At 39.6% G+C, this 25,763-nt stretch carries 22 protein-coding genes; 10 read left to right on the plus strand and 12 right to left on the minus strand.

What is annotated here, in order from left to right:
• Positions 1 to 60: 60 nt before the first annotated feature.
• Positions 61 to 507 carry a DUF7014 domain-containing protein gene (locus NXG61_RS10125; RefSeq protein WP_196604709.1) on the minus strand — a complete coding sequence of 149 codons (447 nt, stop codon included), beginning with the start codon at positions 505 to 507 and terminating at the stop codon, positions 61 to 63.
• A gap of 264 nt (positions 508 to 771) precedes the next feature.
• Entirely contained in the window at positions 772 to 1,494 is a 723-nt protein-coding gene (locus NXG61_RS10130; protein WP_307223966.1) for a DUF554 family protein, read from the minus strand.
• Between the two features lie 250 nt (positions 1,495 to 1,744).
• On the opposite strand from NXG61_RS10130, the gene NXG61_RS10135 reads away from it, so the two are divergent.
• The 5 genes from NXG61_RS10135 to NXG61_RS10155 all read left to right on the plus strand — a co-directional run bounded on the left by NXG61_RS10135 (position 1,745) and on the right by NXG61_RS10155 (position 8,470).
• Positions 1,745 to 2,581 (plus strand): pirin family protein, encoded by an 837-nt coding sequence (locus tag NXG61_RS10135; RefSeq protein WP_307223965.1) that lies wholly within the window; start codon positions 1,745 to 1,747, stop codon positions 2,579 to 2,581.
• Between the two features lie 240 nt (positions 2,582 to 2,821).
• Positions 2,822 to 3,136, plus strand: coding sequence for a metal-sensing transcriptional repressor (locus NXG61_RS10140; protein WP_307223963.1), 315 nt, complete (start codon positions 2,822 to 2,824; stop codon positions 3,134 to 3,136).
• 9 nt (positions 3,137 to 3,145) lie between these two features.
• Entirely contained in the window at positions 3,146 to 5,707 is a 2,562-nt protein-coding gene (locus NXG61_RS10145; protein ID WP_307223961.1) for a heavy metal translocating P-type ATPase, read from the plus strand.
• A 245-nt stretch (positions 5,708 to 5,952) separates the two neighbouring features.
• Positions 5,953 to 7,629, plus strand: coding sequence for a 2-oxoacid:acceptor oxidoreductase subunit alpha (locus NXG61_RS10150; RefSeq protein ID WP_307223960.1), 1,677 nt, complete (start codon positions 5,953 to 5,955; stop codon positions 7,627 to 7,629).
• Positions 7,622 to 8,470 carry a 2-oxoacid:ferredoxin oxidoreductase subunit beta gene (locus tag NXG61_RS10155; RefSeq protein WP_196604713.1) on the plus strand — a complete coding sequence of 283 codons (849 nt, stop codon included), beginning with the start codon at positions 7,622 to 7,624 and terminating at the stop codon, positions 8,468 to 8,470. The genes NXG61_RS10150 and NXG61_RS10155 overlap by 8 nt, the downstream gene beginning before the upstream one ends.
• 155 nt (positions 8,471 to 8,625) lie before the next feature.
• On the opposite strand, the gene NXG61_RS10160 is transcribed toward NXG61_RS10155, so the two are convergent.
• The 4 genes from NXG61_RS10160 to xylB form a co-directional block, all read right to left on the minus strand.
• On the minus strand, positions 8,626 to 9,246 hold the full coding sequence (locus NXG61_RS10160; protein ID WP_307223958.1) for a DUF4867 family protein: 621 nt from the start codon (positions 9,244 to 9,246) through the stop codon (positions 8,626 to 8,628).
• A 9-nt stretch (positions 9,247 to 9,255) separates the two neighbouring features.
• On the minus strand, positions 9,256 to 10,272 hold the full coding sequence (locus NXG61_RS10165) for a LacI family DNA-binding transcriptional regulator (RefSeq protein ID WP_307223956.1): 1,017 nt from the start codon (positions 10,270 to 10,272) through the stop codon (positions 9,256 to 9,258).
• Positions 10,273 to 10,437: 165 nt separating this feature from the next.
• Complete coding sequence (locus NXG61_RS10170) at positions 10,438 to 11,856, minus strand: sugar porter family MFS transporter (RefSeq protein ID WP_307223954.1); 1,419 nt, start codon at positions 11,854 to 11,856, stop codon at positions 10,438 to 10,440.
• Between the two features lie 74 nt (positions 11,857 to 11,930).
• Positions 11,931 to 13,454, minus strand: a complete 1,524-nt coding sequence (gene xylB / locus NXG61_RS10175) for a xylulokinase (RefSeq protein WP_307223953.1) — start codon at positions 13,452 to 13,454, stop codon at positions 11,931 to 11,933.
• A gap of 607 nt (positions 13,455 to 14,061) precedes the next feature.
• On the opposite strand from xylB, the gene NXG61_RS10180 reads away from it, so the two are divergent.
• The 4 genes from NXG61_RS10180 (at position 14,062) to NXG61_RS10195 (ending at position 17,918) form a co-directional block, all read left to right on the plus strand.
• The gene (locus tag NXG61_RS10180) at positions 14,062 to 15,549 is read left to right on the plus strand and encodes an L-fucose/L-arabinose isomerase family protein (protein ID WP_307223951.1); all 1,488 of its coding nucleotides are present in this window, start codon (positions 14,062 to 14,064) and stop codon (positions 15,547 to 15,549) included.
• Between the two features lie 54 nt (positions 15,550 to 15,603).
• Positions 15,604 to 16,170, plus strand: coding sequence for an AAA family ATPase (locus tag NXG61_RS10185; protein WP_307223950.1), 567 nt, complete (start codon positions 15,604 to 15,606; stop codon positions 16,168 to 16,170).
• Between the two features lie 217 nt (positions 16,171 to 16,387).
• On the plus strand, positions 16,388 to 17,002 hold the full coding sequence (locus tag NXG61_RS10190; protein WP_196604776.1) for a hypothetical protein: 615 nt from the start codon (positions 16,388 to 16,390) through the stop codon (positions 17,000 to 17,002).
• A gap of 100 nt (positions 17,003 to 17,102) precedes the next feature.
• Positions 17,103 to 17,918 (plus strand): YdcF family protein, encoded by an 816-nt coding sequence (locus tag NXG61_RS10195; protein ID WP_307223947.1) that lies wholly within the window; start codon positions 17,103 to 17,105, stop codon positions 17,916 to 17,918.
• A gap of 144 nt (positions 17,919 to 18,062) precedes the next feature.
• On the opposite strand, the gene NXG61_RS10200 is transcribed toward NXG61_RS10195, so the two are convergent.
• From NXG61_RS10200 to NXG61_RS10210, 3 genes are all read right to left on the minus strand, one after another.
• A complete protein-coding gene (locus tag NXG61_RS10200) occupies positions 18,063 to 19,094 on the minus strand; it encodes an aspartate-semialdehyde dehydrogenase (protein WP_307223945.1) in 1,032 nt (343 codons plus the stop codon).
• Between the two features lie 19 nt (positions 19,095 to 19,113).
• Complete coding sequence (gene dapB, locus NXG61_RS10205) at positions 19,114 to 19,902, minus strand: 4-hydroxy-tetrahydrodipicolinate reductase (RefSeq protein WP_307223943.1); 789 nt, start codon at positions 19,900 to 19,902, stop codon at positions 19,114 to 19,116.
• A 151-nt stretch (positions 19,903 to 20,053) separates the two neighbouring features.
• Positions 20,054 to 20,740, minus strand: a complete 687-nt coding sequence (locus NXG61_RS10210; protein WP_307223941.1) for a TVP38/TMEM64 family protein — start codon at positions 20,738 to 20,740, stop codon at positions 20,054 to 20,056.
• A gap of 246 nt (positions 20,741 to 20,986) precedes the next feature.
• Between NXG61_RS10210 and NXG61_RS10215 the strand changes: the two genes are divergently transcribed.
• A complete protein-coding gene (locus NXG61_RS10215; protein WP_307223939.1) occupies positions 20,987 to 21,721 on the plus strand; it encodes a Bax inhibitor-1/YccA family protein in 735 nt (244 codons plus the stop codon).
• A gap of 84 nt (positions 21,722 to 21,805) precedes the next feature.
• On the opposite strand, the gene fmt is transcribed toward NXG61_RS10215, so the two are convergent.
• Genes fmt through priA form a run of 3 tightly spaced genes read right to left on the minus strand, consistent with a single transcriptional unit; the run spans position 21,806 to position 25,669 of the window.
• Positions 21,806 to 22,741 (minus strand): methionyl-tRNA formyltransferase, encoded by a 936-nt coding sequence (gene fmt / locus NXG61_RS10220; RefSeq protein WP_196604771.1) that lies wholly within the window; start codon positions 22,739 to 22,741, stop codon positions 21,806 to 21,808.
• Positions 22,734 to 23,204, minus strand: coding sequence for a peptide deformylase (def, locus tag NXG61_RS10225; RefSeq protein ID WP_196604770.1), 471 nt, complete (start codon positions 23,202 to 23,204; stop codon positions 22,734 to 22,736). Before def ends, fmt begins: the two co-directional genes overlap by 8 nt.
• Before the next feature lie 59 nt (positions 23,205 to 23,263).
• Positions 23,264 to 25,669: a replication restart helicase PriA gene (gene priA / locus NXG61_RS10230; protein WP_432748918.1), complete on the minus strand. Its 2,406-nt coding sequence runs from the start codon at positions 25,667 to 25,669 to the stop codon at positions 23,264 to 23,266.
• Between the last annotated feature and the right edge of the window lie 94 nt (positions 25,670 to 25,763).

The following is a 25,763-nucleotide window of genomic DNA, read 5'->3' on the forward strand; positions in this document are numbered from 1 at the left end:
AAAATTTTATATTATTTATTCTCCTCCTGATTAATGGCTGATAATATTAATTATCGTACATTAATATTTATTGCTGTCTTCAAAAGCATTCATTAAAAAAATTATGCTTGCTATTGTTGACTGCAGTGCAAAAACAGCAAAATATTCGGGAATATCGCTTGAAGGTTTTAATGGTTTGCTTTTTTTCAGTGAAGAAATATTAATTTTTAAGATATTAGATAAAGACGTATATTGAGTTTGCATATATCCGGGAATCAATTTGCTGTTGCAAATTATATTGATAAGTTTAGTCCCCGAATTTAAACTGACAATCCATTTTTTACTTATACAAATATATTTCATTGTATTATCAAGCGCCAATAATGAATTGCTGATGGTCTCTTGATAATTTTTCTTGCTGTAATATTCTTGTGCCTCAAGAATATTGTTTATCACGTCATTAAATTCATATTTAGTTAATATTTTTACGGCAGAAGCCATAAAAGTATGCTGCAAGTTAGTTTCCATTTTATTTCACCCGTAAATTTATGTTGATATAGTAGCTCAATAAGAATATGCACATTAAATATGGTACTATTTTATAGCACAAAAAAAGAACCCCCGACAAAAAAGGGCTCTCATGTATCCTAAACTTATAATAAGATTACTTTTAGTGTTACTTAATCATATCATCATACACCAATAAAGTCAAATCTGTCTACACTGCCAATGCATTTTTAGCTTGCTAGAGACATATAATGCATAGTAATTTGAGTCAGGCGGCTTTGTCAATTAAAGAAGAAACATTCGTGCTATACTATCAACAAAAAAAACAATAATCAGCGCAGGCAGTAAATTGATCGCATTGACAGATTTGAAATGTAATATATCCAGTCCTATTACAAGCGTAATAATGCCTCCTACAGAGATAAAATTTTCAATGGCTGTAGCGGTTATATGTGGTGCCATAAATGTTGATAAAAAAAATAATGCTCCCAAAATGATGACTTGAGGGATAATAATGAGCAGCATTGGAAAACCTAATACAGTCGCAAAAGTAAAGGCACCAAAAATATCCATAACACTTTTAGCAATAAGTATGGTAGCGTCTCCATTTAAACCTTCTGTGATCGCGCCAAAAATATTGGTGCCACTGGCGCAGAATATCATAAGGACTAACAAGTATAAGGAAACATATTCTTCGCTTAATGTTTCTTTTTCTAAATGCAATAAAAAAAATATTTGCCGGGCTATTTTCTTTATGATTTCATATATTTGAAACTTTTCTCCTACGATGAGGCCTAATCCTAGTGAAAATAATACCACAGATATGTTTTCCTGCTTGATCAAAGAAATAATTCCTATGCAGATAGCAGACAGTCCTGAAAAGTTTATAAGAAATTGAAATTTTCCTTTTTGGTATTTTCCTTTCATCAGACTGCCGACAATTGTTGCTGCAAAAATCACGGAACAATCTATAATGATGCCGACGGGCATTGCAATATTTTCTGCCATAACTTCCACCTCAATGCAATGATATTCATAATAAGATAATATATATTCACATATGAAATTATTTTTGTCAAGTATAGTATGAGAGATTAATAAAAAGCACGGCATAAAGGATATTTTTCAATCCATATGATTTTGTGAGAATAGGCTGTAAATAATCTTCAAGCCAAGTACTTTTTTATTCATAGTCTGTTATAATGTATTTATATTAATTTTCTGATGATGGATGAAATATCAAGGAGGGCGGATTGTTATGAAGGAAAGACAGATTAAGCAGAAGGTTGTCGGCGAAAAGGCTGTTGATGGGGCCGGGGTAAGACTGGTACGTGTATTAGGAAATAATACAATAAGAGATTTTGATCCTTTTTTGATGCTGGACTCATTTGACTCTGTAAAGCCGGAGGATTATACAGCAGGATTTCCGATGCATCCGCATAGAGGAATCGAAACAATAACCTATTTAATAAAAGGGAAAATTGATCACGAGGACAGTCTTGGCAATACGGGTGTTATTCGTGAAGGCGAGTGCCAGTGGATGACAGCCGGAAGCGGCATACTGCACCAGGAAATGCCGCGGGAGAGTGATCGAATGCTGGGATTTCAGCTTTGGCTGAATCTGCCGCAGAAAAATAAGATGACGGAACCGGCTTATATGAGTATCACTAAAGATATGATAACCAGGACAAAAGCCGGATCGGCAGAGATTGCAGTGCTGTCAGGAAGTTTTGGCGGGAAAAAGGGTGTTCTGCCAAAATATATACCGGCTAGTATATATGACATAATTTTGCCTAAAAATGAAGTAATAAAGCTGCCTACAAAGCAGGATGAAAATGTATTTGTCTTTACTATCTTAGGTGATATATTTGCGGCAGGAGAGCACATTGCTGAAAAGACAGCAGTGTTGTTTAAAGATGGTGATTACGTGAATATAACTGCTCCGGCGGAAAATGATGTGAGATTTATCTTTTTTTCGGCAAAAGCGTTGAATGAATCGGTAGCATGGGGCGGTCCTATCGTAATGAATACAAAAGAAGAACTGGCGGAAGCCTTTTCTGAACTTAACGAAGGAATATTTATCAAACATAAATAATAAAGATATAATTTCTCAGGTTTTTAAATAAATATTACTGAAAAAATATTGCTCAGCAGGATATTCTGCAAAATGCCGGTCATTCGAAAGATGACCGGCATTTTTTTACAATAATATTCCTTGGTCGCTGATATATAAGTATTTTTAATTTATCAGCTGATTATTATCTCATACTTGACAACTAATAAATAAAGTCGTATAGTTTTAATATACCCCATGGGGGTATAAGGAGGCGATAATATGGTATGTCAATGCAATAATAAGAATAACGATGGTATAAAATATAAAAGAAGAGATATGGAGGAAAAAAAGAACTTAATGACCAGGCTTAATAAAATCGAGGGTCAGGTCAGAGGGCTCAAAGCAATGGTCGATGAAGACCGTTATTGTGTAGATATCCTGATACAGGTTTCAGCCGTTCAATCAGCATTGAACAGTTTTAATAAAGAACTGCTGGCGCGGCATATAAAGACATGTGTGGCGGAAGATATAAGAAAAGGCAATGATGAGGCCATCAATGAGCTTTGCGAGCTTTTGAAAAAACAAATGAAGTAGGTGGGAAAAGTGAAGGAGAAGTTTGCGGTAACAGGAATGACTTGTTCTGCATGTTCATCGCATGTGGAAAAAAGCGTGGCAAAGGTGTCAGGTGTATCGTCGGTCAGTGTCAACTTGCTCACTAACAGCATGCAGGTAGATTTTGACAATAAGATTACGAAGACAGCAGAAATAGTGAATGCTGTTGAAAATGCCGGCTATGGTGCTTCTGTATATGGAAAAGCAGAAAAAAAACAGCTGCCGTCTCAAAATACGGGGATAGCTGCCATGAAGAAGCGACTCATAGTTTCGATTGTTTTTTTACTCCCCCTGCTGTATATCGCAATGGGGCATATGCTTTATGAAGCTCTTTCATGGGAAATGCCTGTTTTTATGGACAATTATTTTACCGGTGATGCAAATGCAGTCGCTTTCGCATTTACGCAGCTTATACTGTTGCTCCCAATAATGTTCGTCAACCGGAATTATTTCGAAAATGGTTTTAAGACGCTCTTTAAAGGCAGTCCCAATATGGACAGTTTGATTGCCATAGGCGCTGGTGCAGCCGCTGTGTATGGGATATTTGCTATTTATCGCATTGGTTATGGGCTGGGTCATGCTGATATGGCAGTTGTTGAACAGTATAGACTGAATCTTTATTTTGAATCGGCAGGAATGATTCTGACTTTGATAACGGTGGGGAAGTTTCTTGAGGCCAGATCAAAAGGAAAAACCAGTGAGGCAATTACCAAGCTGATGCAGCTTACACCGAAAACGGTGACCGTTATAAGAAATGACAGAGAAGAAGTTATTGATGCAGAACAGGTAGCCGCCGGTGATATCTACATTGTGAAACCGGGAGAGGCAGCGGCAGTGGACGGCATAGTTCTTGAAGGAAAATCTTTCTTTGATGAATCAGCAATAACAGGAGAAAGTATGCCTGCGGCAAAAGAAAAAGGTGACAAGCTGATTTCGGCGTCGATAAATAAAACTGGTTTAATAAAAGCCAAGGCGGTGAGGGTAGGCGAAGATACTACAATTGCTCAGATTATAAAGTTAGTGGAGGAAGCTTCATCAAGCAAGGCGCCGATTGCCAAATTGGCTGATAAAATAGCGGGCGTTTTTGTTCCAGTCGTCATAGGTTTAGCGATAGTTACCGCTGTTTTTTGGCTTAGTATGGGGGCAGGTGCAGAGTTTGCCGTTTCGACGGCGATTGCTGTTTTAGTCATTTCCTGTCCCTGTGCACTCGGACTTGCCACTCCGGTAGCTATTATGACCGGTACTGGCAGAGGCGCACAGCACGGTGTCTTGATAAAATCGGGAGAAGCGTTGCAGACTGCGCATCAGATAGATACAATGGTCCTTGACAAGACCGGTACGATAACACAGGGAAAACCAAAAGTAACAGATATAATATGTGCTGAGGGCATAGCTGAAAAAGAACTGCTGATAATTGCCGGTTCCATAGAAAAAGGCAGCGAGCATCCACTGGCAGAAGCAGTAGTCAATAAATGCATACAGGAAGATATTGCCTTGCTGCCGGTGTCCGAATCTGCCGCATATTTTGGCCGCGGGACAGAAGGTATTTTAAACGGACATAAATATTATGCAGGCAATGAAAAACTGATGAAGGAAAAACAGATCGACTTCAAGGGCCGATTTTATGATCTTGTACAGACTTTTGCCGGTCAGGGCAAAACACCGTTGATATTTGCGGATGAGAAAAATGTTTTGGGTATAATAGCAGTGGCTGATACGATAAAAGCAACAAGCAGAAAAGCTGTAGAAAAGCTGAAATCATATGGAATAAATGTGATAATGCTGACGGGGGACAGTGAGGCCGCAGCGAAAGCCATCAGTAAACAGGCGGGGATAGAACATGTCATAGCCGGAGTACTGCCTGATCAAAAAGAAGCGCAGGTAAGTGCATTAAAACAAGAAGGGCATGTGGTGGCCATGGTCGGCGATGGAGTGAACGATGCTCCTGCGTTGGCCGCTGCTGACGTCGGTATCGCTATCGGCGCAGGGACCGACGTGGCTATAGACAGTGCGGATATTGTTTTAATGAAAAGCGATCTTCTCGATGCAGCAAAGGCAATCAGGCTCAGCAAGGCTGTAATACGCAATATAAAAGAAAATTTATTCTGGGCATTCTTTTACAATGTTATTGGTATTCCTTTGGCTGCCGGTGCTCTTTACTTGACTTGGGGCATACGCCTCAATCCGATGTTTGCCGCGGCGGCGATGAGTCTCAGCAGTGTATGTGTTGTCAGCAACGCTTTGCGGCTGAAAAGACTGCGGCTTGGCGACTCTGTCAATGAAGATGAATCGGTACCAAATTCAAATATAGATGTTTATAAAGGAAAAGAGGAAAATAATATGAAAACAACAACGATTATGATTGAAGGTATGAGCTGCGGGCACTGCACAGGCAGAGTGGAAAAAGCTTTGCAGCAGGTGGATGGTGTCGATTCCGTGAAGGTAAGCCTGGAAAATAAAAATGCCGTGGTTTCGGCAGGTGAAAATGTAACTGCGGATGTTTTGAAAAATGCGGTCACAAATGCTGGGTATGATGTGATAGGTGTAAAATAAGCCGTTAAACTTTCATAAAGGAATATTGAATCAATAAACACCGGTAAAGGAATATATATATTGTTTTATCGGTGTTTATTTTAGATTTGTGATTATATATAGCTTATTTGGCGGAGAAATTAATTTTATAGAAGGAAAATTATTCGCTGCAGAGAAATCTTATTATTTAGAAGGTTTTTTGTTAAATCTTTATAATTTTAGGAATAAAGTAAATAAAATATTATCAAGGAAAGAGGAGAATGGGAATGTATAATTTATTGATAGGCGGTGCAGCCGGGCAGGGGATTGATACGACTGCGGCAATTCTGGAAAAATTATTCAAAGCGTCAGGGTATAATGTTTTTAGTATCAAAGATTTTATGTCACGTGTCCGCGGCGGGCATAACTTTTCCTTGATGCGCTTTGGTGCGCAGCCTGTATATTCACACAGCGAAATTTTGGATGGGATAATAGCTCTTGATAATGATACAGTGAAGCTTCATAAAAACAGCTTAAAAGAAAAAGGTTTTATTCTCTGCGATACTAAATTGACGGCAGAAGATGAACGTATGCTTAAAATAAATATGAATGATATCGCTAAAAAAATAGGCAACCCGCGTGTAGCCGGAAGCATATCGGTGGGAGCGGTGCTCAAGTTGTTTGGAGAATCACTTCAGCATGTTGAAAAAATATTGAAAACTTCCGTAAAACCGGATTATTTTGCTATGAATATCGAGGCAGTGAAAGCGGGATATGACGCGGTTGAAAATCGATTCAGACATATAGACGGAAAATATGCAGACAATATGCTTATTTCAGGCACAGATGCCGTGGCGCTGGGAGCTGCCGCAGCCGGTGTAAAGTTTTATTCGGCATATCCGATGTCACCGTCAACAGGAATAATGGAATCCCTGGCGGCTAAAAGCAACAAAGCACAAATAGTAGTGGAACAGGCAGAAGATGAAATAGCCGCCGTGAATATGGCAATAGGAGCATCCTATGCGGGTGTGTGTGCAATGACAGGAACGTCCGGCGGAGGTTTTTCTTTAATGGTCGAAGCCTTGGGATTTTCCGGTATAGCAGAAATACCTTTAGTTGTCATTGATGTACAGAGGCCGGGACCTGCCACGGGCCTTCCCACAAGAACGGAACAAAGCGATCTCGATTTTGTAAGATCGGCATCACAAGGCGAATTTCCCCGTATGGTCATCGCTCTGCGCAGTGCGCAGGATGCATTTTATCAGACAATGAGAGCTGTTGATATTGCGGAAAGATATCAGATTCCGGTAATAGTGCTCAGCGATCAATATTTAGGTGATTCGCTGTCTACCGTTGAGCTTTTTGATCCGAAACGGATAAAACCGGCCAGACCAAGTTCATCATATACGGGAGAAGAATATCTGCGCTACAGATATTCTGAAAGCGGTGTATCACCGCGGTTGATACCGGGAAAAAGCGGACAGGCTGTGGTTATAGCAGACAGCGACGAGCATGATGAAAAAGGCCATATAACCGAATCTGCTGAGGTCAGGACAAAAATGGTCGATAAACGTATGAAAAAACTCATAAACCTGAGTAAGGAATTGGCAGAACCAGACTTTATAGGAGAAAAAAAATTCAATGTGCTGCTGCTGGGCTGGGGATCGTTATGGGGGCCAATAAAAGAAGCGGTGGAATTGTTGAATAAAGATGGTAATCTAAAATACGCAGCCTTGGTGTTCGGTGATATATATCCTTTGCCGAAGAAAGTTTTGCAGGAAAAGGCAGAAACGGCTGAATATATTATAAATATTGAGCAGAATGCTACGGGACAGTTAGCCAAATTGATATGTGAAGAGACGAATATAGTGTTTGACGGCAGTGTGCTTAAATATGACGGCAGGCAACTGTCGGGAGAAGAGATAGCTCTGCGGATAAGAAAAGGAGAGATAAAAAATGACTGAGAAATTTTGCACTTATGAAACAGCATGGTGCCCGGGCTGCGGAAATTTTCCGATTATAGACTGTTTGAAAACGGCATTGGAAGAATTGGATAAAGATCCTTCAACGGTTCTTGTGGCAGCCGGCATAGGACAGGCAGCCAAGACCCCTCAATATATAAATACAAATGCTTTCTGCGGGCTGCATGGCAGATCGCTGCCGGCCGCTGTTGCGGCTAAAATCGCCAACGAAAACTTGACAGTCATTGTCAATACCGGTGATGGTGACTCATATGGCGAGGGCGGCAATCATTTTCTGCATAACATCCGGCGTAATGTGGACATTACTCATTTTGTCCACGATAACCAAATTTATGGACTGACAAAAGGGCAGGCTTCGCCTACCTCTATGACAGGTCTTGTGACAGGGGTCCAGGTTGACGGTAATTTCAATGAACCATTAAATCCGGTACTGCTCGCTATTGCGGCAGGAGCTGGATTTGTTGCCAGAGCTTTTTCGGGGAAAAAAGAACATCTCATTAAAATAATGAAAAAAGCAATAAATTATAAAGGATATGCTTTAGTGGATATTTTGCAGCCATGCGTCAGCTTCAATAAATTGAATACTTTCGGCTGGTATAATAAAAGAGTTTATGAATTGCCGGAAGAATACGAAACAAATAATAAAATTGCCGCAATGTCCATGGCAATGGAATTTGGTGATAGAATTCCCATAGGAATAATCTATGAACAGGAAAAACCGGTATATCATAGTAAAAATAAAATACTGGCGAATGGAGGACCTCTTGTGGATAGGCAGACTGATACGGCAGTAATAGAGGAATTGCTGAAAAGCTATATATGATGTATTAAGTTTTTCTTTATTATTTTAGGCTATTGAATTTTATTAAAAGATAAAAAAAGCAGCTGTTGTCAAAATGACTATAGCTGCTTTTTCTATCTTTTTCAACATATACAAACCTTGCCTTAATCGGCTGTTCACCGGCATGCCACCGGAAATCAGCAGTGGGTATTTTGGCCGATAAGACCGATAAATCCGCCGTCTTTATCTATATTGCTTTCTGTATGGCCAATCAGCCATTTATTTACTGCGAACAGTAATCTGTTTTCACCGTCGGCGGAAGATCGTTTTGCCGGCAGAGGCATGTTGGTTCCCTTGGGCAATATTACGCCGCAGCGGAATTCTTCGTCGTTTTGACGGCATGGCGCATAATGGAGAGTCGTGGCATATAATTCTACCGCAGTTCCCTGCGGCACAAAGAAAAGTTCTATATTATCAGTTTCATAGGTATTGGTGCTGTAGTCAATATCCTGCTGGTGCCCTAGCATTAAAATGAGATCGGTGGCAGCTATATCAATTTCCGAAGTGCGATGGTACTCTACCGCATTTAATTTTGTATTACAGCCGCTGCAGAAACCGAATTCAATGTCGAGTCCGCCAAAGATTTCGTGCTGCATCTGTCCGAATAAAGGCAGATTTTCCAATTCTTTATCGGACGCTTCATATACCACATCTTGTTTTACAGCTGCTTTTGCCGTCATTGTTTTTATGAAGGCAGAGCTGTCTATTTGGAGTATCCTGCCATATTCTTTGAAAGAATTATCCGATATATTTTTCATTGTCACACCTCATAAATTTTCCAAAATTTTTATTTCATTTTTCATAATATGTTTAGTTTTATCAGGATCAATTCCATTTACCAGATATTCGAAAATAATCTGCATGGCGCGTTGTCCCTGTCGATATGGATGCTGATAAATTACAGCTTTTATGACATGATTTTTCATCATTTCTATAGTGGTAGGAACTGTATCAAAGGCCAGAATAGTCAGATTATCCTGTCTGTTAAGAGAAAGTACTGCCCTGCATGCGCCGTATACGCCCGCTGCTACTATAAATAAAGCATTTATCTCGGGATAGCGTATAATCATTTCTCTTGTCTTATCGTATGAGCAAATATCATCATCATCATTTTCCTGAATATCAATTATTCTAAAATCATTATTTTTATTGATACTGTATTCAAAACCTTTTAAGCGCTGTCTGTGTCCCAATATTTTGGAGGACCCCATGATTATGCCTATATTGGCTTTGGGCGGGGCTATCATCTGCAACAATGCTCCCGCAGTTTCACCGCCATTTACATAATTGCTGCCAACATAACAGTGGCGATGAGATTCATCAGCGTCGTTATTCAGGGTTACTACAAAAATTCCCTCATCAACAAATTCATTTATTTTGTTTATTATTAATGGATCATTAATGGGGCTGATTATCAGGGCGTTTATTTTATTTTTCAGTTCATCCAGAATCTGCAGCTGTGCCCTTATATTATAGCCGCGTGTAGTATGAAACAGAATATTCAAACCGTAAATCTCGTATTTTTCGGCAGCTGTTTTAATACCACGGATAACATCGTCAAAAAAAGGATTTCCCTCAGCGGGAATTAAAATGCCCACGACCGGATTGTTCTTGCGCGCCGACAATGCTTTACCGGCAGGATTCGGTCTGTATTCCAGCTTTTTTATAACATTCAAGACCAAATCACGTGTTTCTGTCTTTACATTTCCCCGCTCATTAATGACTCTGTCCACAGTACCCCGTGAAACTCCGCACAAATCTGCGATTTGTTTGATTGTAACCATCGAAAGGCCCCCTGCAATGCTATAATATAGAAAGATAGTTTAATGAAATCTGATTCAGCAAAAAGAATATTAACATAATTGGTTTATACTTAAGCTGAACGAGAATTTAGTTTATGAATATTATATCATCAAGGGAATTAAATTAGCTATTGTTTAGTTGGGGATTTAGCAGCCAATATCTTTTAATGTTTTGCCTTCCATTAAATTTTGTTCAATTTTTTCTAAAGATACTCCTTTTGTTTCTGGTACATAGCGTATTGTAAGATAAACAAACAGCGCATTTAATGCGGCATATAGCCAAAAAGTCATTGTAGATCCCAAAGTATCAAGCAAAGTCAGGAAGGTGGCACCTATTAAAGTGCATGAAAGCCAATTTGTCATAGTTGAGCAGGCAATGCCGAAATCGCGGCTTTTCAATGGCTGGATTTCCGAACACAATATCCAAACTACGGGTCCTGCACCAAAGCCAAAACCAATAATGGCCAATATTGTCATACCGGCGGAAAGATATGGAATAAAAGGAAGAGTAGTACCGTTTTCGAGAGTAAAGAAACATATTCCTAATATAAACAAAGATACAGCCATGATGGCAAAGCATCTTTTTAAAGCCGGCTTGCGTCCGGATTTATCTACGGTTCCGACGGCAATAAGTGTCGCCAGAACAAATACAAGTCCGTTTATCACAGTACCTATCATTTGATCCTCTGTGGAAGAAAAACCGGCTATGCTTAATATTTTAGGAGAATAATACATGATTATGTTGAAGCCCGTGAGCTGCTGCATAAACTGAAGAAGAACACCCAGAAATACTACACGGCGCACATTTTTATTCGCCTTAAAAAGCTCCCAGCCGGCCTGCTTGAGTTTCAAGTTTTCTCTGATATCGTTTAATTCTGATCGCGCGATTGCGGGGTCTGTGTGCATGGAACTTAAAACCCTTGCCGAATCTTGAAAACGTCCTTTGGAAGCCAGCCAGCGGGGACTTTCCGGCAGAGCGATAACACATAAGATCAGTGCTGCCGCAGGGATGGAAATAATCATGAGCATGGAACGCCAATCTCCTGTATAACTAAAATAAGTATCAGATAAAAAAGCCGCCAGGATTCCTACGGTAACCATTAGCTGATATCCGGAAATGATACTTCCCCGGGCATCTTTATCAGACATTTCGGCCAGGTATAAAGGCGCAGTATACGAAGCAATGCCCACAGATAATCCCAAAATAAGTCTGGCGCCTATAAGAATAGTTACGCTGGCAGCAGATCCTGAGCTGATGCAGCCGATGATAAACAAAGCGGCACCTATCATCAGGGCACGTTTTCGGCCTATCCCGGCTGACAGTTTTGAAGCTATAACGGCACCTGCAGCAGCGCCTACCATCATGGAACTTACCACCCATTCCTGCAAATGGCTGTCAAGCTGCCACTCTTTGGCGATAAAGGGCAAGGCACCGGAAATAACACCCTGATCCAGGCCAAAAAGAAGCCCTGCCATGCCGGCAGCAACGAAAACAAAAATTCTGACAAATTTTACACGAGTCTCGGGAACAGACTGAAATACAATTTCTTTTCCGATATTTTCCATTTTATGCTCTCCTCAAAAAATATACACTTGATAAATTATGTTTTTGCGGGTATGATTGTGCGGAAAAATTTTATTTATAAGGCGGACAGATCATGATAACAGTCTTTAAGCTGTTTATATAGTTTCTTATAAAGCAGGTGTCCTTTTTCGTAATAATCTCTTTCTGCCGGTACGGGAGTACAGCTCGAGCCGATCTGTATGAATTCATCGCAAGCCGACACCACGTCTTTAAATAGTCCGGCACCGACACCGGCTAATATTGCCACACCGAAAGCCGGTCCTTCTTCAGCGGTAAGTGTTTTAACTTCACAGTTGAACATATCGGCGAGCATTTGACGCCATACAGGGCTCTTTCCTCCTCCTCCGCATGCCATCATTTCGTTTACATTGACACCCATATCTTTTAATATATCATAACAATCACTCAGCGAATAAGATACACCTTCCATGACTGAGCGTATCATATTGGCTTTTGAGTGGATAGCCGATAAACCAAAAAATACACCACGACATTCCGGATCCAAATGCGGTGTCCGTTCTCCCATCAGATAAGGCAGATAGATGAGTCTGTCACTGCCGCAGGGAATTTTGGCAGCTGCTTCGTTCATCAATACATATGGATCTTTATTTTGTTTGTCGGCAAGCTCTTTATAATCATTTGCGATATTGTCGCGGAACCATTTTAATGACAAGCCGGCAGCGAGTGTTACACCCATGACATGCCAGCATCCGGGCACAGCACAGCAAAATGTGTGGACCCGTCCTTTCGGATCAATTTTTAAATTATCTGTATGTGCAAATACTACACCGCTTGTGCCGATTGTAGTAAAAGCACGTCCATTTTTTGTTATTCCTGTGCCGATCGCGGCAGCTGCGTTGTCACCGGCACCGCCTACTACGACAGTTTTAGGGGAAAGTCCCGAAGCTTTGGCAAATGATTCGCTTATGTGACCGGTAACATCCGGTGATTCATATACTTTGGCAAGAAACTTTTTATCTATAGACAGCTTTTCCAGAATTTCATCTGACCAGCAACGGTTCGGTACGTCTAAAAGCTGCATACCGCTGGCATCAGAAACTTCTGTTGCATATTCTCCGGTCATGCAAAAACGTACATAATCCTTGGGCAATAAAATATGAGCGCATTTGGCATAATTTTCCGGTTCATGACGGCGGACCCATAAGATTTTGGATGCAGTAAATCCCGTAAGTGCAGGATTTGCGGTGATCTCAATCAAACGCTGTGCACCGATTTTTTTTGTTATTTCTTCGCATTCCTTTGCGGTGCGCTGGTCGCACCATATTATAGATGGACGTATAACAGCGTTGTTCTTATCAAGCATGACTAATCCATGCATCTGTCCGGATAAGCCAATGCCTTTAATGGAATCTGGAGCAATTCCTGATTTTGCCAGAACGAGCTGAATTGTATGCAAGGATGCATTATACCAATCGGCAGGATTTTGCTCGGCCCATCCGTTTTGGGGTTGGTGCAGAGGGTAGTCTTCTGACGCAGCAGCCACAGTTTTCATATACTCGTCAAAAAGTACTGTTTTAGTAGCTGATGTGCCGATATCTAACCCTAATAAATAATTCATCATTAAACCGCCTTTCTTCTCTCCATTATTCAGCTAATGACTGATCAAGCTCAAAAAAGACAAAAACAATGTTTTTAACAGCAGAATTTTTGTCAAATAAGGTAATTTTATCATATAAATGGAGACTTAATTCAGAGGGCGTTTTGATGCCGCCTGAAATAGTAGTCGAAATTATCCAGGGAGTTAGCCGCTCTTTACTCACCGCTTGCACAAGCGTGAGTATTAGAGCGGGTTAGTCATCGGATAAATAATATTTCTGATATTTCCACCTAATCAGCAATTTGCAAAATAAAATATGTGCTTAAGCACAATTTATGCGTTAAGTATATCGTTTGAAAATTTATTTGTCAATAAGCATTTTTGATATTTTTCAGATTTTTTCCATAAGTTATTGTATTAATAAAAAAATATTCTTTTTAAATAAAAATTCATATTGATAAAAACATTATTATAGCGCTAATAATTGATGAAGATTTATTTATATAAGTATTACAAATTTTTGTAAAAATCTATATTGACAAAACTGATTATAAAGTGTTATTCTTGATTCATAAAAAAATGTGCACAAGCACATAAAAGATTGTTGATTAAAAAGGAGAGTATAGAAATGATGACAAATATTCCAGAAGTAAAATGTGGTATTATTTCAGTCAGCAGAGATTGTTTTATTATTTCACTTTCAGAAAATCGCCGTAAAGCTGTTGTACAGTCCTATACGAAAAAATATGGTTCCATTTATGAAGCAAAAACTGTAGTAGAAAATGAAAATGATATGCTAAAGGCCGTAAATGAAGTGAATGATGCAGGATGTAATGCCCTGGTAGTCTTTCTGGGGAATTTCGGACCTGAAACACCGGAGACATTGATCGCTCAGAAATTTGACGGCCCGGTAATGTATATAGCTGCTGCGGAAGAAACCGGCAAGGATCTGATAAACGGACGCGGTGATGCATACTGCGGTATGCTGAATTGTTCATATAATTTGGGACTCAGGAAGATAAAAGCATTTATTCCGGAATATCCTGTTGGGACTGCAGAAAATCTGGCAGATATGATAAATGAATTTCAGCCTGTAGCAAGAGCCTTGATAGGGGTGGCCAATTTAAAAATAATTACTTTTGGACCGCGCCCTCAGGATTTTTTTGCCTGCAATGCACCGATAAAACCACTTTATGATCTGGGAATAGAAATAGAAGAAAATTCAGAACTGGATCTGCTTGTTTCTTATAAAGAGCATGCTGGGGATGCTCGTATTAAAGAAGTTATTGAAGACATGAAAAAAGAAATGGGAAAGGCTAATCCATACCCCGATCTTTTGAAAAGAATGGCGCAATACGAACTCACACTGCTGGACTGGGCACAAAATCATAAAGGCTCACGCAAGTATATCGCGTTTGCAAACAAATGCTGGCCGGCATTCCCGTCTCAATTTGGCTTTGAACCTTGCTATGTAAACAGCCGCCTTGTGTCCCGAGGTATCCCTGTGGCATGTGAAGTCGATATTTACGGCGCGCTCAGTGAATATATAGGTACTTGTGTAAGTGGTGATGCGGTTACTTTGCTCGATATAAATAACTCAGTACCGAAAGATCTTTTTGATGAAGACATTGCAGCTAAGTATGGCGGATATACTCTTAAAGATACATTTATGGGATTTCACTGCGGAAATACACCTATGTGCAAATTGGATAAAGGCGCTATAAAGTATCAGCTTATTCAAAATCGTCTGTTGGAAAATGGTGAAACGCCGGATATCACTCGCGGTACTCTGGAAGGAGATATCACGGCTGGAAAAATTACCTTTTATCGGCTGCAAAGCAATGCCGCCGGTGAAATTCATGCTTATATTGCTCAAGGAGAAGTTTTGCCTGTAGCTACCCGTTCTTTTGGCGGGATCGGAATTTTTGCCATTCCTGAGATGGGCCGTTTCTATCGTCATGTCTTAATAGAAAAGCAATATCCTCATCATGGTGCAGTGGCATTTGGACATTATGGAAAGATTTTATTTGATATTTTTAAATTTCTTGATATCAAGGACATTGCTTTTAATCAGCCTAAAAATATGCTGTATCCTACGGAAAATCCTTTTGCATGAAAAATTTTCAAATCTGGAAAGCTTCATGTATAAAATTTAGAAAGCAGGAATAAAATGATCATTACAATTGGTCGTCAGTATGGAGCAGGCGGTCGGGAAATAGCTGAAAAGCTGGCCGGTAAGATGAAAATTCCATTGTATGACAGAAAATTGGTAGCATATATTTCAGCTCACTTGGAAAAAGGCGTGGGACTTAATGAATTGGACTTGACCTATGATAATCTGTATGGAAATATATCACCATATGCTACAATGTTTGGAGATTTGGCCGTTGATGATGATAATTATCTATTTTCATCTCAAGCCAAAGCGATAGAAGCATTAGCGCAGAAATCGGACGGAATATTTATCGGACGCTGTTCAAATTTTATTCTAAAAAACTTTGGACAGGCCTATCACTTTTATATTGCGGCAGATGATGGTTTTCGTATGGACAGGGGTGTTTCTGTATATCATAAAACATTGAAAGAATTGGAACGGGAAGATGACAAAAGGGCTTCGTATTATAATTATTATACGGGAGCAAGATGGGGTGATCCTAAAGATTATGATATAACAGTTAATACTGGGCGGACCGGTATAAAAAGAGCTGTAGAAATAATAGCTGATTATGTAAAATAATATAGAATCAGCTAATGTTTGCAGAATGCATAAACAGAAGCCGGCCATGTGAGAGAATAAGCACATGACCGGCTTTTATTTATGTATTCGTAATAAGGCTGTCGATTGATAAAATTATTTCGAATAATTGTGGAAAAATTGAATTGAAATGGTATAATATAGAGAATTAATTATTACTAAAACAATTATCATAATAATAATTTGCAGGAGAAGCATTATGAGTGAATTACAGCTTTTTAAAATAGAAAATTTTATTGGTGGGAATCAAGATTGGTTTACTGATTACTGGATGAAAATAGGAGGCTGCGGAGCAGTGACAGCTTGTGATCTTTGCATTTATTTTGCAATGGTTTTCAGAGAGAAAAAATTATATCCCTATGCGGTGGAAAAGATAACCAAAGAGGACTATATAAATTTTTCCAACATAATGAAACCATATTTGGCTCCCCGAGTGCATGGAATAAATAAGCTGGAAATATTTATTGAGGGATTCAATGCGTATCTTTATGATAAAAAGAAAAAAGATATACATTTAGATGGAATTTACAGCAATTGTCCTTTACAAAATTTTAAGGATGCCGTACGAAATCAGCTGGATAAGAAAATGCCGGTACCCTATTTGAACCTTAAACATAGAGACCCGCGTTTGAGAGATTATGTGTGGCATTGGTTTTGGCTGGCGGGCTATGAGGAATTTAATAATGCCTTTATGGTGAAAGTGATAACATATGGAAGTATTCATTGGTTGTCATTAGATCAGCTCTGGGACAGCGGCTACGAACAAAAAGGCGGGATAATTTTAATCAATATGGACAAAAGCAAATCAGCGTGAGCTGATTTGCTTTTGTTAAAATATCGGAATGGTTTGCTGTGTCAGACCGTGCAGTGTAATCGGGCTGATACGGTTTATGCTGCTATCAGAGGTGAAAAGTATGGATAAAACTTATAAAAAGTATCCAATAGAAGAGAAAATTGCAGAATATATAAATATTTTGGGAAGATTCTGCGGAAAACGTGATATCAAGATTCTGAATGCTGATGAACTTAAAAATAAATATAAAATAGACAAGACCGATATAATGGTTTTGTTTGGCGGCAGTATTATAGCAGGCGGTGATGTATTGGCAGACGCTATGAAAAAAGGAATTGCCGAAAAGTATATTGTCGTTGGCGGCATGGGACATACAACCGAATATCTGCGCAAAGAAATGCATGAAGTGTATCCCGCTGTGATAACAGCAAATTTATCGGAAGCGGAGATTTTTGCGGCATATTTGAAAGAAAAATATAATTTAAATCCTGACTTTTTAGAAACAGAATCGACAAATTGCGGCAATAATATTTCCTATCTGCTGAAGCTTCTTAAAAGGCAAAATATAAAATTTAGTAATATTTTAATTTCTCAGGATGCTGCGATGCAGTATCGTATGGAATCTGTATTAAAAAAATATATGCCGGAAATTTCTGTAATAAATTTTGCTGCTTACAGTGCAACTGCTGCGGTCCGGGATGGCGAATTGATATTTATCGAAGATATATCCGGTATGTGGAAAATGAAAAATTATATCACTCTCTTAATGGGAGAAATACCGCGCTTGACAGATAATAAAAGCGGATATGGACCAATGGGGAAAAACTATATAATACACGTAGATATACCAGCTGAAGTGGAAAATGCTTTTAATGAATTGAAAAAAATTTATGGAACATTGATTCGTCGGGCGGATCAGCGATATTCGTCTAAATAGGAAGTATACGTACGTATAGGTTTGATAATTCAGTGATTTGCAAATATAAAGAAATTTATCGTTTTGGATAAACACTAAAAAGTTGTTCAATAAAAAAACTTTCTATTGAGTTATTAAACCTCAACAGAAAGTTTTTTAAATTATTTAATTCATATCATGTGATATCATATATTCAGCGATTTGCAGGGCGTTAAGGGCAGCACCTTTTCTTATCTGATCACCAACTACCCATAAATTTAAACCATGTTTTATAGAATAATCCTGACGTATGCGTCCGACATATACGTCATTTTTACCCGAGGTCATCAGGGGCATGGGATAATCCATTTCAGCAGGATTGTCTTGGACGATAACACCAGGAAATGCAGAAAGAAGATTTTTTGCCTCTTCTACACTTACGTTGTCTTCAAACTCTATATTTACAGATTCGGCATGACTTCTGAATACAGGTACGCGCACAGTTGTTGCAGTGATGCCGATCGTTTCATCCTTTAATATTTTATGAGTTTCGTTGATCATTTTCATTTCCTCTTTTGTGTAAAGATTATCCTTGAAAATATCAATCTGGGGGATTAGGTTGAAAGCAATCTGATAATGCTTTGGCAATGATGCACCGGGCAGAATTTCTGCCTTTACAGGGCGGCCGGCAGCTATATCTTCTGCCTGCTGCTGGAGTTCAGCCATAGCCTCTTTGCCGCCGCCGGAAACAGCCTGATATGTGGACACTACGATACGTTTGATCTTGCTTTTGTCATAAAGCGGTTTTAATGCCATTACCATGATTATAGTTGAACAATTCGGATTAGCAATGATGCCTTTGTGTTTTTTAATGCATTCAGGATTTACTTCGGGCACGATCAAAGGAACCTCGGGATCCATCCGAAATGCGCTCGAATTATCAATGACAACAGCACCGGCCTGAACAGCTGCGGGTGCAAAAGTTTTGCTGGCTGCTCCGCCGGCAAATAATGCTATATCAATATTTTCAAAGGAATCATTAGTCGCTTCTTCGACAGTATATTCCTTGCCCATGAAAATTATTTTTTTGCCGGCAGAACGTTTTGAAGCCAATAGACTGAGTTTTGCAAAGGGGAAATTGCGTTCTTCTATCAAATTGAGAAATTCCTGGCCGACGGCACCGGTCGCACCAAGAATAGCCACATTATATTTTTTCATTAAAACGCGACCTTTCTTATCACATTATTTTATCAAGATTTCTTACAAGGCCTTTTAAACCGGAAATCTTTTTACAGGCGAGAACCACTCCAGGCATGAACGAGGTACGATCTATAGAATCATGACGTATCGTGAGTGTCTGTCCGAGACCACCGAAAATAACTTCCTGATGTGCCACATAACCGGGCAATCTGACGCTGTGAATTGGAATGCCGTTTATTTCGGCACCGCGTGCTCCCGGCAGTTTTTCTTTTTCGTCAGGATGTCCCTGCTTCATGGGGCGGCGAACTTCGCTGATAATTTCCGCCGTGGTTATTGCTGTACCGGAAGGTGCGTCAAGCTTTTGGTCGTGGTGCAGTTCGATGATTTCTACATTGGGCAGATATTTTGCGGCTTCCTTCGCAAACATCATCATTAAAACAGCACCTATTGCAAAATTGGCTGCTATAAAAGCCGGAGTATTTTGTGCCAGGGCAAGCTGATTTAATTTATCCTTTGCTTCGTCAGATAAGCCGGTAGTACCGATGACAGGAGATACATGATTTTTGAGTGCCAGACAAGCGTTGGAAAATACCGCATCCGGTTTTGTAAAATCCACCATCACATCAGGATAAGCAGTATCGATAACGGATTGCAGATTTTCATTTACAATGATGCCCGTTTTTTTGCTGCCGATAAGATCACCGACGTCCATTCCGCCTTTTATATCAGATGCGCCGACTAATTCAAGCTCTTTGTCATCAGACACAGCTTTCAATACGGCACGTCCCATCTTGCCGCATGCGCCGTTTACTATAACTTTAATCAAAAAAAACCCTCCCTGAGATAGTGCAATGTTATTTAATGCTGTAAAAAAGTGCTGATCAGAAAACTCAATATTAGTAAGCTTAACATTTAGGTAAGTCTTGCTATATTATACTAAAAATAAAGAGAAAATCAAGAGAAAAAGAACAAAAGTATTATTTTTTACCATTTATGTATTTTTTATTAAAAAACCATAGTCCTCCATAGACAATTACTGATATTGCTATTACAATGGCGAGTCTGTTTAAGTTCTGATTGTATGTAAAAATGTCATGTCCGATCATTACTTCCAATGCAGTAGCCGGAAGTTTACCAATCAAGCTGGATAATGAATAATCTTTTAATGATATTTTACTGATGGCACCAAAAGCAGTCAGCACTCCTGAAGGAAAATAAGGAAGTGATCTCAGAACGAGCATGAGTTTAAAACCATTTTTTCCGCTGAGATCATCTATTTTACTCAGCCGGGTGCTTTTATGTATAAGTTTTTCCGCAGACGGGCGCAAAATAGTACGCATAAGTAAAAAACCAAGAATTACACCGACTGTTTCAGCAATCCAGGAGATTATGATGCCGATAGCCGGTCCGAAAAGCAGCCCGTTGGCTGTAATGGCAAAAATAGAAGGCAGACCTACTATATTAATGAGCAAGACCAGCATGAAGCCGAAAAAAATAGCCAAATTACCAAAAGAATCTATATAAGCAGCTATTTCCTTCATATCGCCGCTGAGTATCACACGAAAAAGATCGTTATAAAAATTTGGCGAAATTATATAGATACTGCCTACTAAAATAATGATCAGTGCATATCCCGCTATTTTTATCTTTTTTTCCGAGTTCACTTATAATACTCCCTTGTATTGAATTAACTATTGCTTTATTTTATCACAGTTCTGCTGCTAATACATTATTTTTATAATAATTAAAACAGGTGGTTCAATATAGTATGGGTCTGACTGCGTTTAAAATTGTGTTTTTATTAGTAAAATGGTATAATTAACTTAATTCATCTGGGTTTTTTCGGGATGAACAGTCATTTTCCCGAGAGTCACAGAGTGTGTAGTATTAATTTTGAAAGGATGTTTTAAATGGCTAATCCCGTTATTCGTGTTATGGAAAAAGAAAATGAAAATGCAGCAATAAGCTTCGGCCAAACAGCTACATTATCCGGTTCAATTAAAAAAAGTATCGGACTTGTAGTATTGACGATAATATCGGCGGCAGTATCGGCAAACTTTCTGGCGGATACCTCTTTAGCGATTGTAGGAATAGGAGCAGGTTTCATTGGAGGGCTTATTTTGGCATTAGTGACTTGTTTCAAACCAAGTATTTCTGAGTACACTTCGCCGGGATACGCTATATTTGAAGGTATGGCGCTGGGAATTATCTCAATGCAATTTGAACATCTTTATTTTGGTATATCAGCCATAGCTGTCGGTATAACCTTTGCCGTGATGATTTCCATGCTTGTGTTATGGAAGACCGGTGTGATAACAGTGACCGAAAAAGTTCGTTCAGCAATAATCAGCATGACAGCTGCAATTGCCATATTCTATTTTGCCAGCTTTATCGCTTCTTTCTTTGGCGCTGATTTTATGCCAAGAACCGGCATATTGGGTATTGTCGTGTCACTTATTATTTCAGCTGTTGCTGCTTTTAATCTTTTGCTGGACTTTGATAATATAGAAAAAGCAGTAACCAACGGTATGCCGAAATATATGGAATATTTTACTGCATTTGGATTATTGATAACACTTGTGTGGCTTTATATAGAAATTATTCGCTTGGTTGCGATGGTGGCATCCATGTTTCAGGATGATTGATTCGAGACCAAGAGTGTAGATAAAAAACCACCCCCATAATTAGACTTAAAAATCTAATCATGGGGGCGGTTTTTTTATTTGCAGTCATTCAAATTGCAGGGGCAGCTGTAATTTATGACCATTGATATAGGCTTTAGCTGACATCTTTTTTTTATTTGGTGTCTGCAGTTCTAAAATTTCTACAGAGTTTTCTCCGGCAGCTACAAGCAAGCCGTTTTTTGTAAGTGCGGTTACTTTGCCGGGAGTAGAATCGGCTAAAGAATCAACAACCGATGTTCGCCATATTTTCATTTTCTGACCATCGATAATACTGTAAGCTCCTGGCCATGAATTGAGCCCCCGGACAAGATTATGTATGTCCCGGGCTGATTTATTCCAGTCAATGCGGCAGATATCATCATTCAACATAGGTGAATAGGAGGACAGTTCATTATTTTGTTTTTCATGCAGAACAGTACCTTTTTGGATTTGTTCTATAGTTTCGGCAAGCAGATCTGCACCGGCGGCCATAAGTTTATCGTGCAGTTCTTCGGTAGTCATATCGTCGGTTATAGAAACAGCTGTTTTTAAAATCATGTCGCCTGTATCCAGCCCGGCGTCCATATACATGGTCGTGACGCCTGTGAGAGTTTCACCGCGTATAATTGACCAATGAATAGGCGCCGCGCCCCTATATGCAGGTAAGAGCGAGGCATGGACATTTATGCAGCCTTTCGGAGGGATATTTAAAATGTCCTGAGATAAGATCTGTCCGAAGGCAACGACAATAATTATGTCAGGATTCAGCCGAGATAATTGTTCGACAAAATCCGGAGACTTTACTTTTGCTGGTTGAAAAACCGGCAGCTGGTTATCCAGGGCAAAAGCTTTTATGGGAGATGGAGTCAGCTTCTGACCCCGCCCGCGTTTTTTGTCAGGCTGAGTTACTACGGCTATGACTTCGGAGATTTCGTTCAGTCTTTTTAGGCAGGGAACAGCAAAATCCGGCGTTCCCATAAATACAGCTTTCAAATTATTCATTGCTGTCCTCCAGGCGGACAAGTGTTTTGGCCTTATCAACAAAAAGAATGCCGTCCAAATGGTCTATTTCGTGCTGCAGACAGCGGGACAGTAAAGTTCCCTTTGCCAATATGCGCTGGGCTTTGCCCTGACGATTAAGAAATTTAACGGATACATTTTCGTAACGATCAACTTCGCCGTTCATTTGAGGAACACTGAGACAACCTTCAATACCCTGCATACTACCTTCGCAGCGAACTATTTCAGGATTTATGAGCTCTATAAGACCTTCGCCTACATCAATCACAACAATGCGTTTTAAGACGCCGATCTGCGGTGCGGCAAGGCCGACACCTTCTGCTTCATACATGGTTTCAGCCATATTATCAAGTAATTTCCTTATAGTACTGTCTATTTTTTCCACAGGAGAGGATTTTTGTTTTAATATAGGATCACCAATTTTTTTTATATCCAGTAATGCCATTAATCTATCATCTTCCCTTCTTTATAATAATATTATCATTGTCGACAAAAAAATTCAAATTACATAGTATTTAAAGGATTTACATCTATCTTAACGTCTTTGTCCGTATCAAGACCGATGGAGCATAAAAATTTGTTAACACAGGCAAGATCGGCGGTTTTCAGTAAGATATTGAAACGATATATGCCACGAAAATTTGCTATAACAGAGGGGGCGGGACCAATCAGCTGATGCACGCGGGTATCAGTAAAATTTTCTTTGAACGACTCTCGCAGCGATAGAGCTTTTTGTAATGCCGTTGACTCATTTTCATGTTGGACAGTTAGTTTTACAAGGCTGGCATAAGGCGGATAAAAGAGTTCCTTCCGCAAGATTAGTTCCTGCCTGTAAAAAGCGTCATAGTCCTGTGCTATACCGGATACGACAGCATAATGCTCGGGATTGTACCCTTGGACAATGACATTGCCTTTCAGCGTACCGCGTCCTGCCCGGCCTGCGGTCTGTGTTATAAGGCTGAAACAGCGTTCAGCCGAACGGAAATCAGGCATATTAAGACTGGAATCGGCGCTTATTATACCAACGGCTGTCACTGAAGGAATATCGTGACCTTTGGCGACCATTTGAGTGCCGAGAAGAATATCATAAGCTCCAGATTTAAAATTGCGCAAAATTTCCTGATGGGCAAATTTCCGGCCGGTAGTGTCCCGGTCGAGCCGGATAATTCTGGCTGTCGGAAAGGACTCCTGCAGTTCCTGTTCCAGTTTTTCAGTGCCTGAGCCAAAAAATTTTATGTATCGACTGTTGCAGGAGGGGCATATATCAGGAACATCTTCTTTGATATCGCAATGATGGCATTGCAGGTAATTTCCCTTATGATAGACGAGAGGCAGACCGCACTGCGGACATTTTATAACGAGTCCGCAGGAACGGCACATTACAAATGTAGAATATCCGCGGCGATTAAGCATGATGATGATCTGCTGTTTTTTTTCCAATGTTTTGCTGATAAGGGTTGAAAGCGCACGTGATAAAATATGACGGTTGCCCAAATGCAGCTCTTCACGCATATCAACATATTCTATATGAGGAAGAGGATGATTGTCTATCCTGTGAGGCATTTTCAGAAGCGTATATATTTTTTTTTGAGCATAAAAATAGCTTTCTATGGACGGTGTAGCACTGCCAAGAATGAGTGCAGCATTGTAAAGTAAAGACATTTTCTGTGCTATATCGCGAGTATGATAGCGCGGTGATTCATCCTGTTTGTATGATGAGTCATGCTCTTCATCCATAACAATAAGGCCTAGATCAAAAAAAGGAGCAAATATGGCTGACCGGGCACCAATAATGATCTTGGCATCATTTGTTCGAATACGCATAAAGGCGTCACTACGTTCGCTGACTGTAAGCCGGCTGTGGATCACAACGACGTTTTCTGCAAAAAAATTTTTCAGGGAAACAACAAGCTGTCCTGTCAATACGATCTCGGGAACAAGAATCAATGATTGTCTGACAGTTTTCAAGGCATATTTTGCGGCTTCTATATAAAGCTGAGTTTTACCGCTGCCCGTGACTCCGTACAGTAAAAAAGTATGCGGTTCCTGTCGCTGTATAAAAGGTATTATCTGGGATAAAGCGGACTGCTGATCAGAAGTCAGGAGAACAGGAGCTGATTTTTCCGGGTTTATATTATTGTAGCTGTTGCGGAAAGCACGCTTCTTTGTCAGCAGTATATAATTGCTGGCAGCCAATAGATTTAATATATTTCGAGAAAATTTGTGTGCGGTAAGCTCAGCTATACTGTGAATTTTACCATCCGCTAAAAATTCCAGCAGACGTTTTTGGGTCCTTTTTCGTGTCATATTCTGCAATACAGATTCTGTGACAGTATCACTGTTTATCTGCACATAGGTATCATAAACGAGATGAGCGCGTCTGGAGCAGAAATAATCTTGGAAAATGGCCTTTTGGGACTGGAGTTTTTTCAGTATTTCCGGTGTATTATCCTTTGCAACCGATCGTATTTGATTGAGATCACAATCAGGATTGGCTGCAATAAATTCATACACAGCATGCTCAGAAAGTGTTAAGGCAGCCGGATAATTATCAGTAACACTATATATACTGCGAAGTTTTATGCTGTTTTTTCCAGGAATGAACAGGCGTAATGCCTCACCCAGAGAGCAAAGATAAAATTCAGAAATAAAGTGTGCTGTTTGCATTACTTTATCGGTAAAATAAGGTTCAGTGTCAATTATATCTGCAATTTCCTTTAAAGGCCGTTTATCATCATCTTCGGCAGAAAAAATACGTACGATGAAGCCTTCCATTTTTCTGGCTCCGAAAGAAACAACGACGCGGCAGCCAGTTTTTAAAAATTTAAATTTTTCGGGAATAATATAAGTATAGCTCTCGGCAATAGTTTTTACCGATATGTTTATAAAGACGTCAGCCTGTCGTTTCAAAATAATCACCACTTTGATTATAGCATAAAAAATGCCTCCAAAGAATAACATGTCAGCAATAGTTATCCCCGGAGGCATTGGAGCAAAAGCAAGT

Source organism: Pectinatus haikarae, from assembly GCF_050916305.1.
Lineage (GTDB): Bacteria > Bacillota > Negativicutes > Selenomonadales > Selenomonadaceae > Pectinatus > Pectinatus haikarae.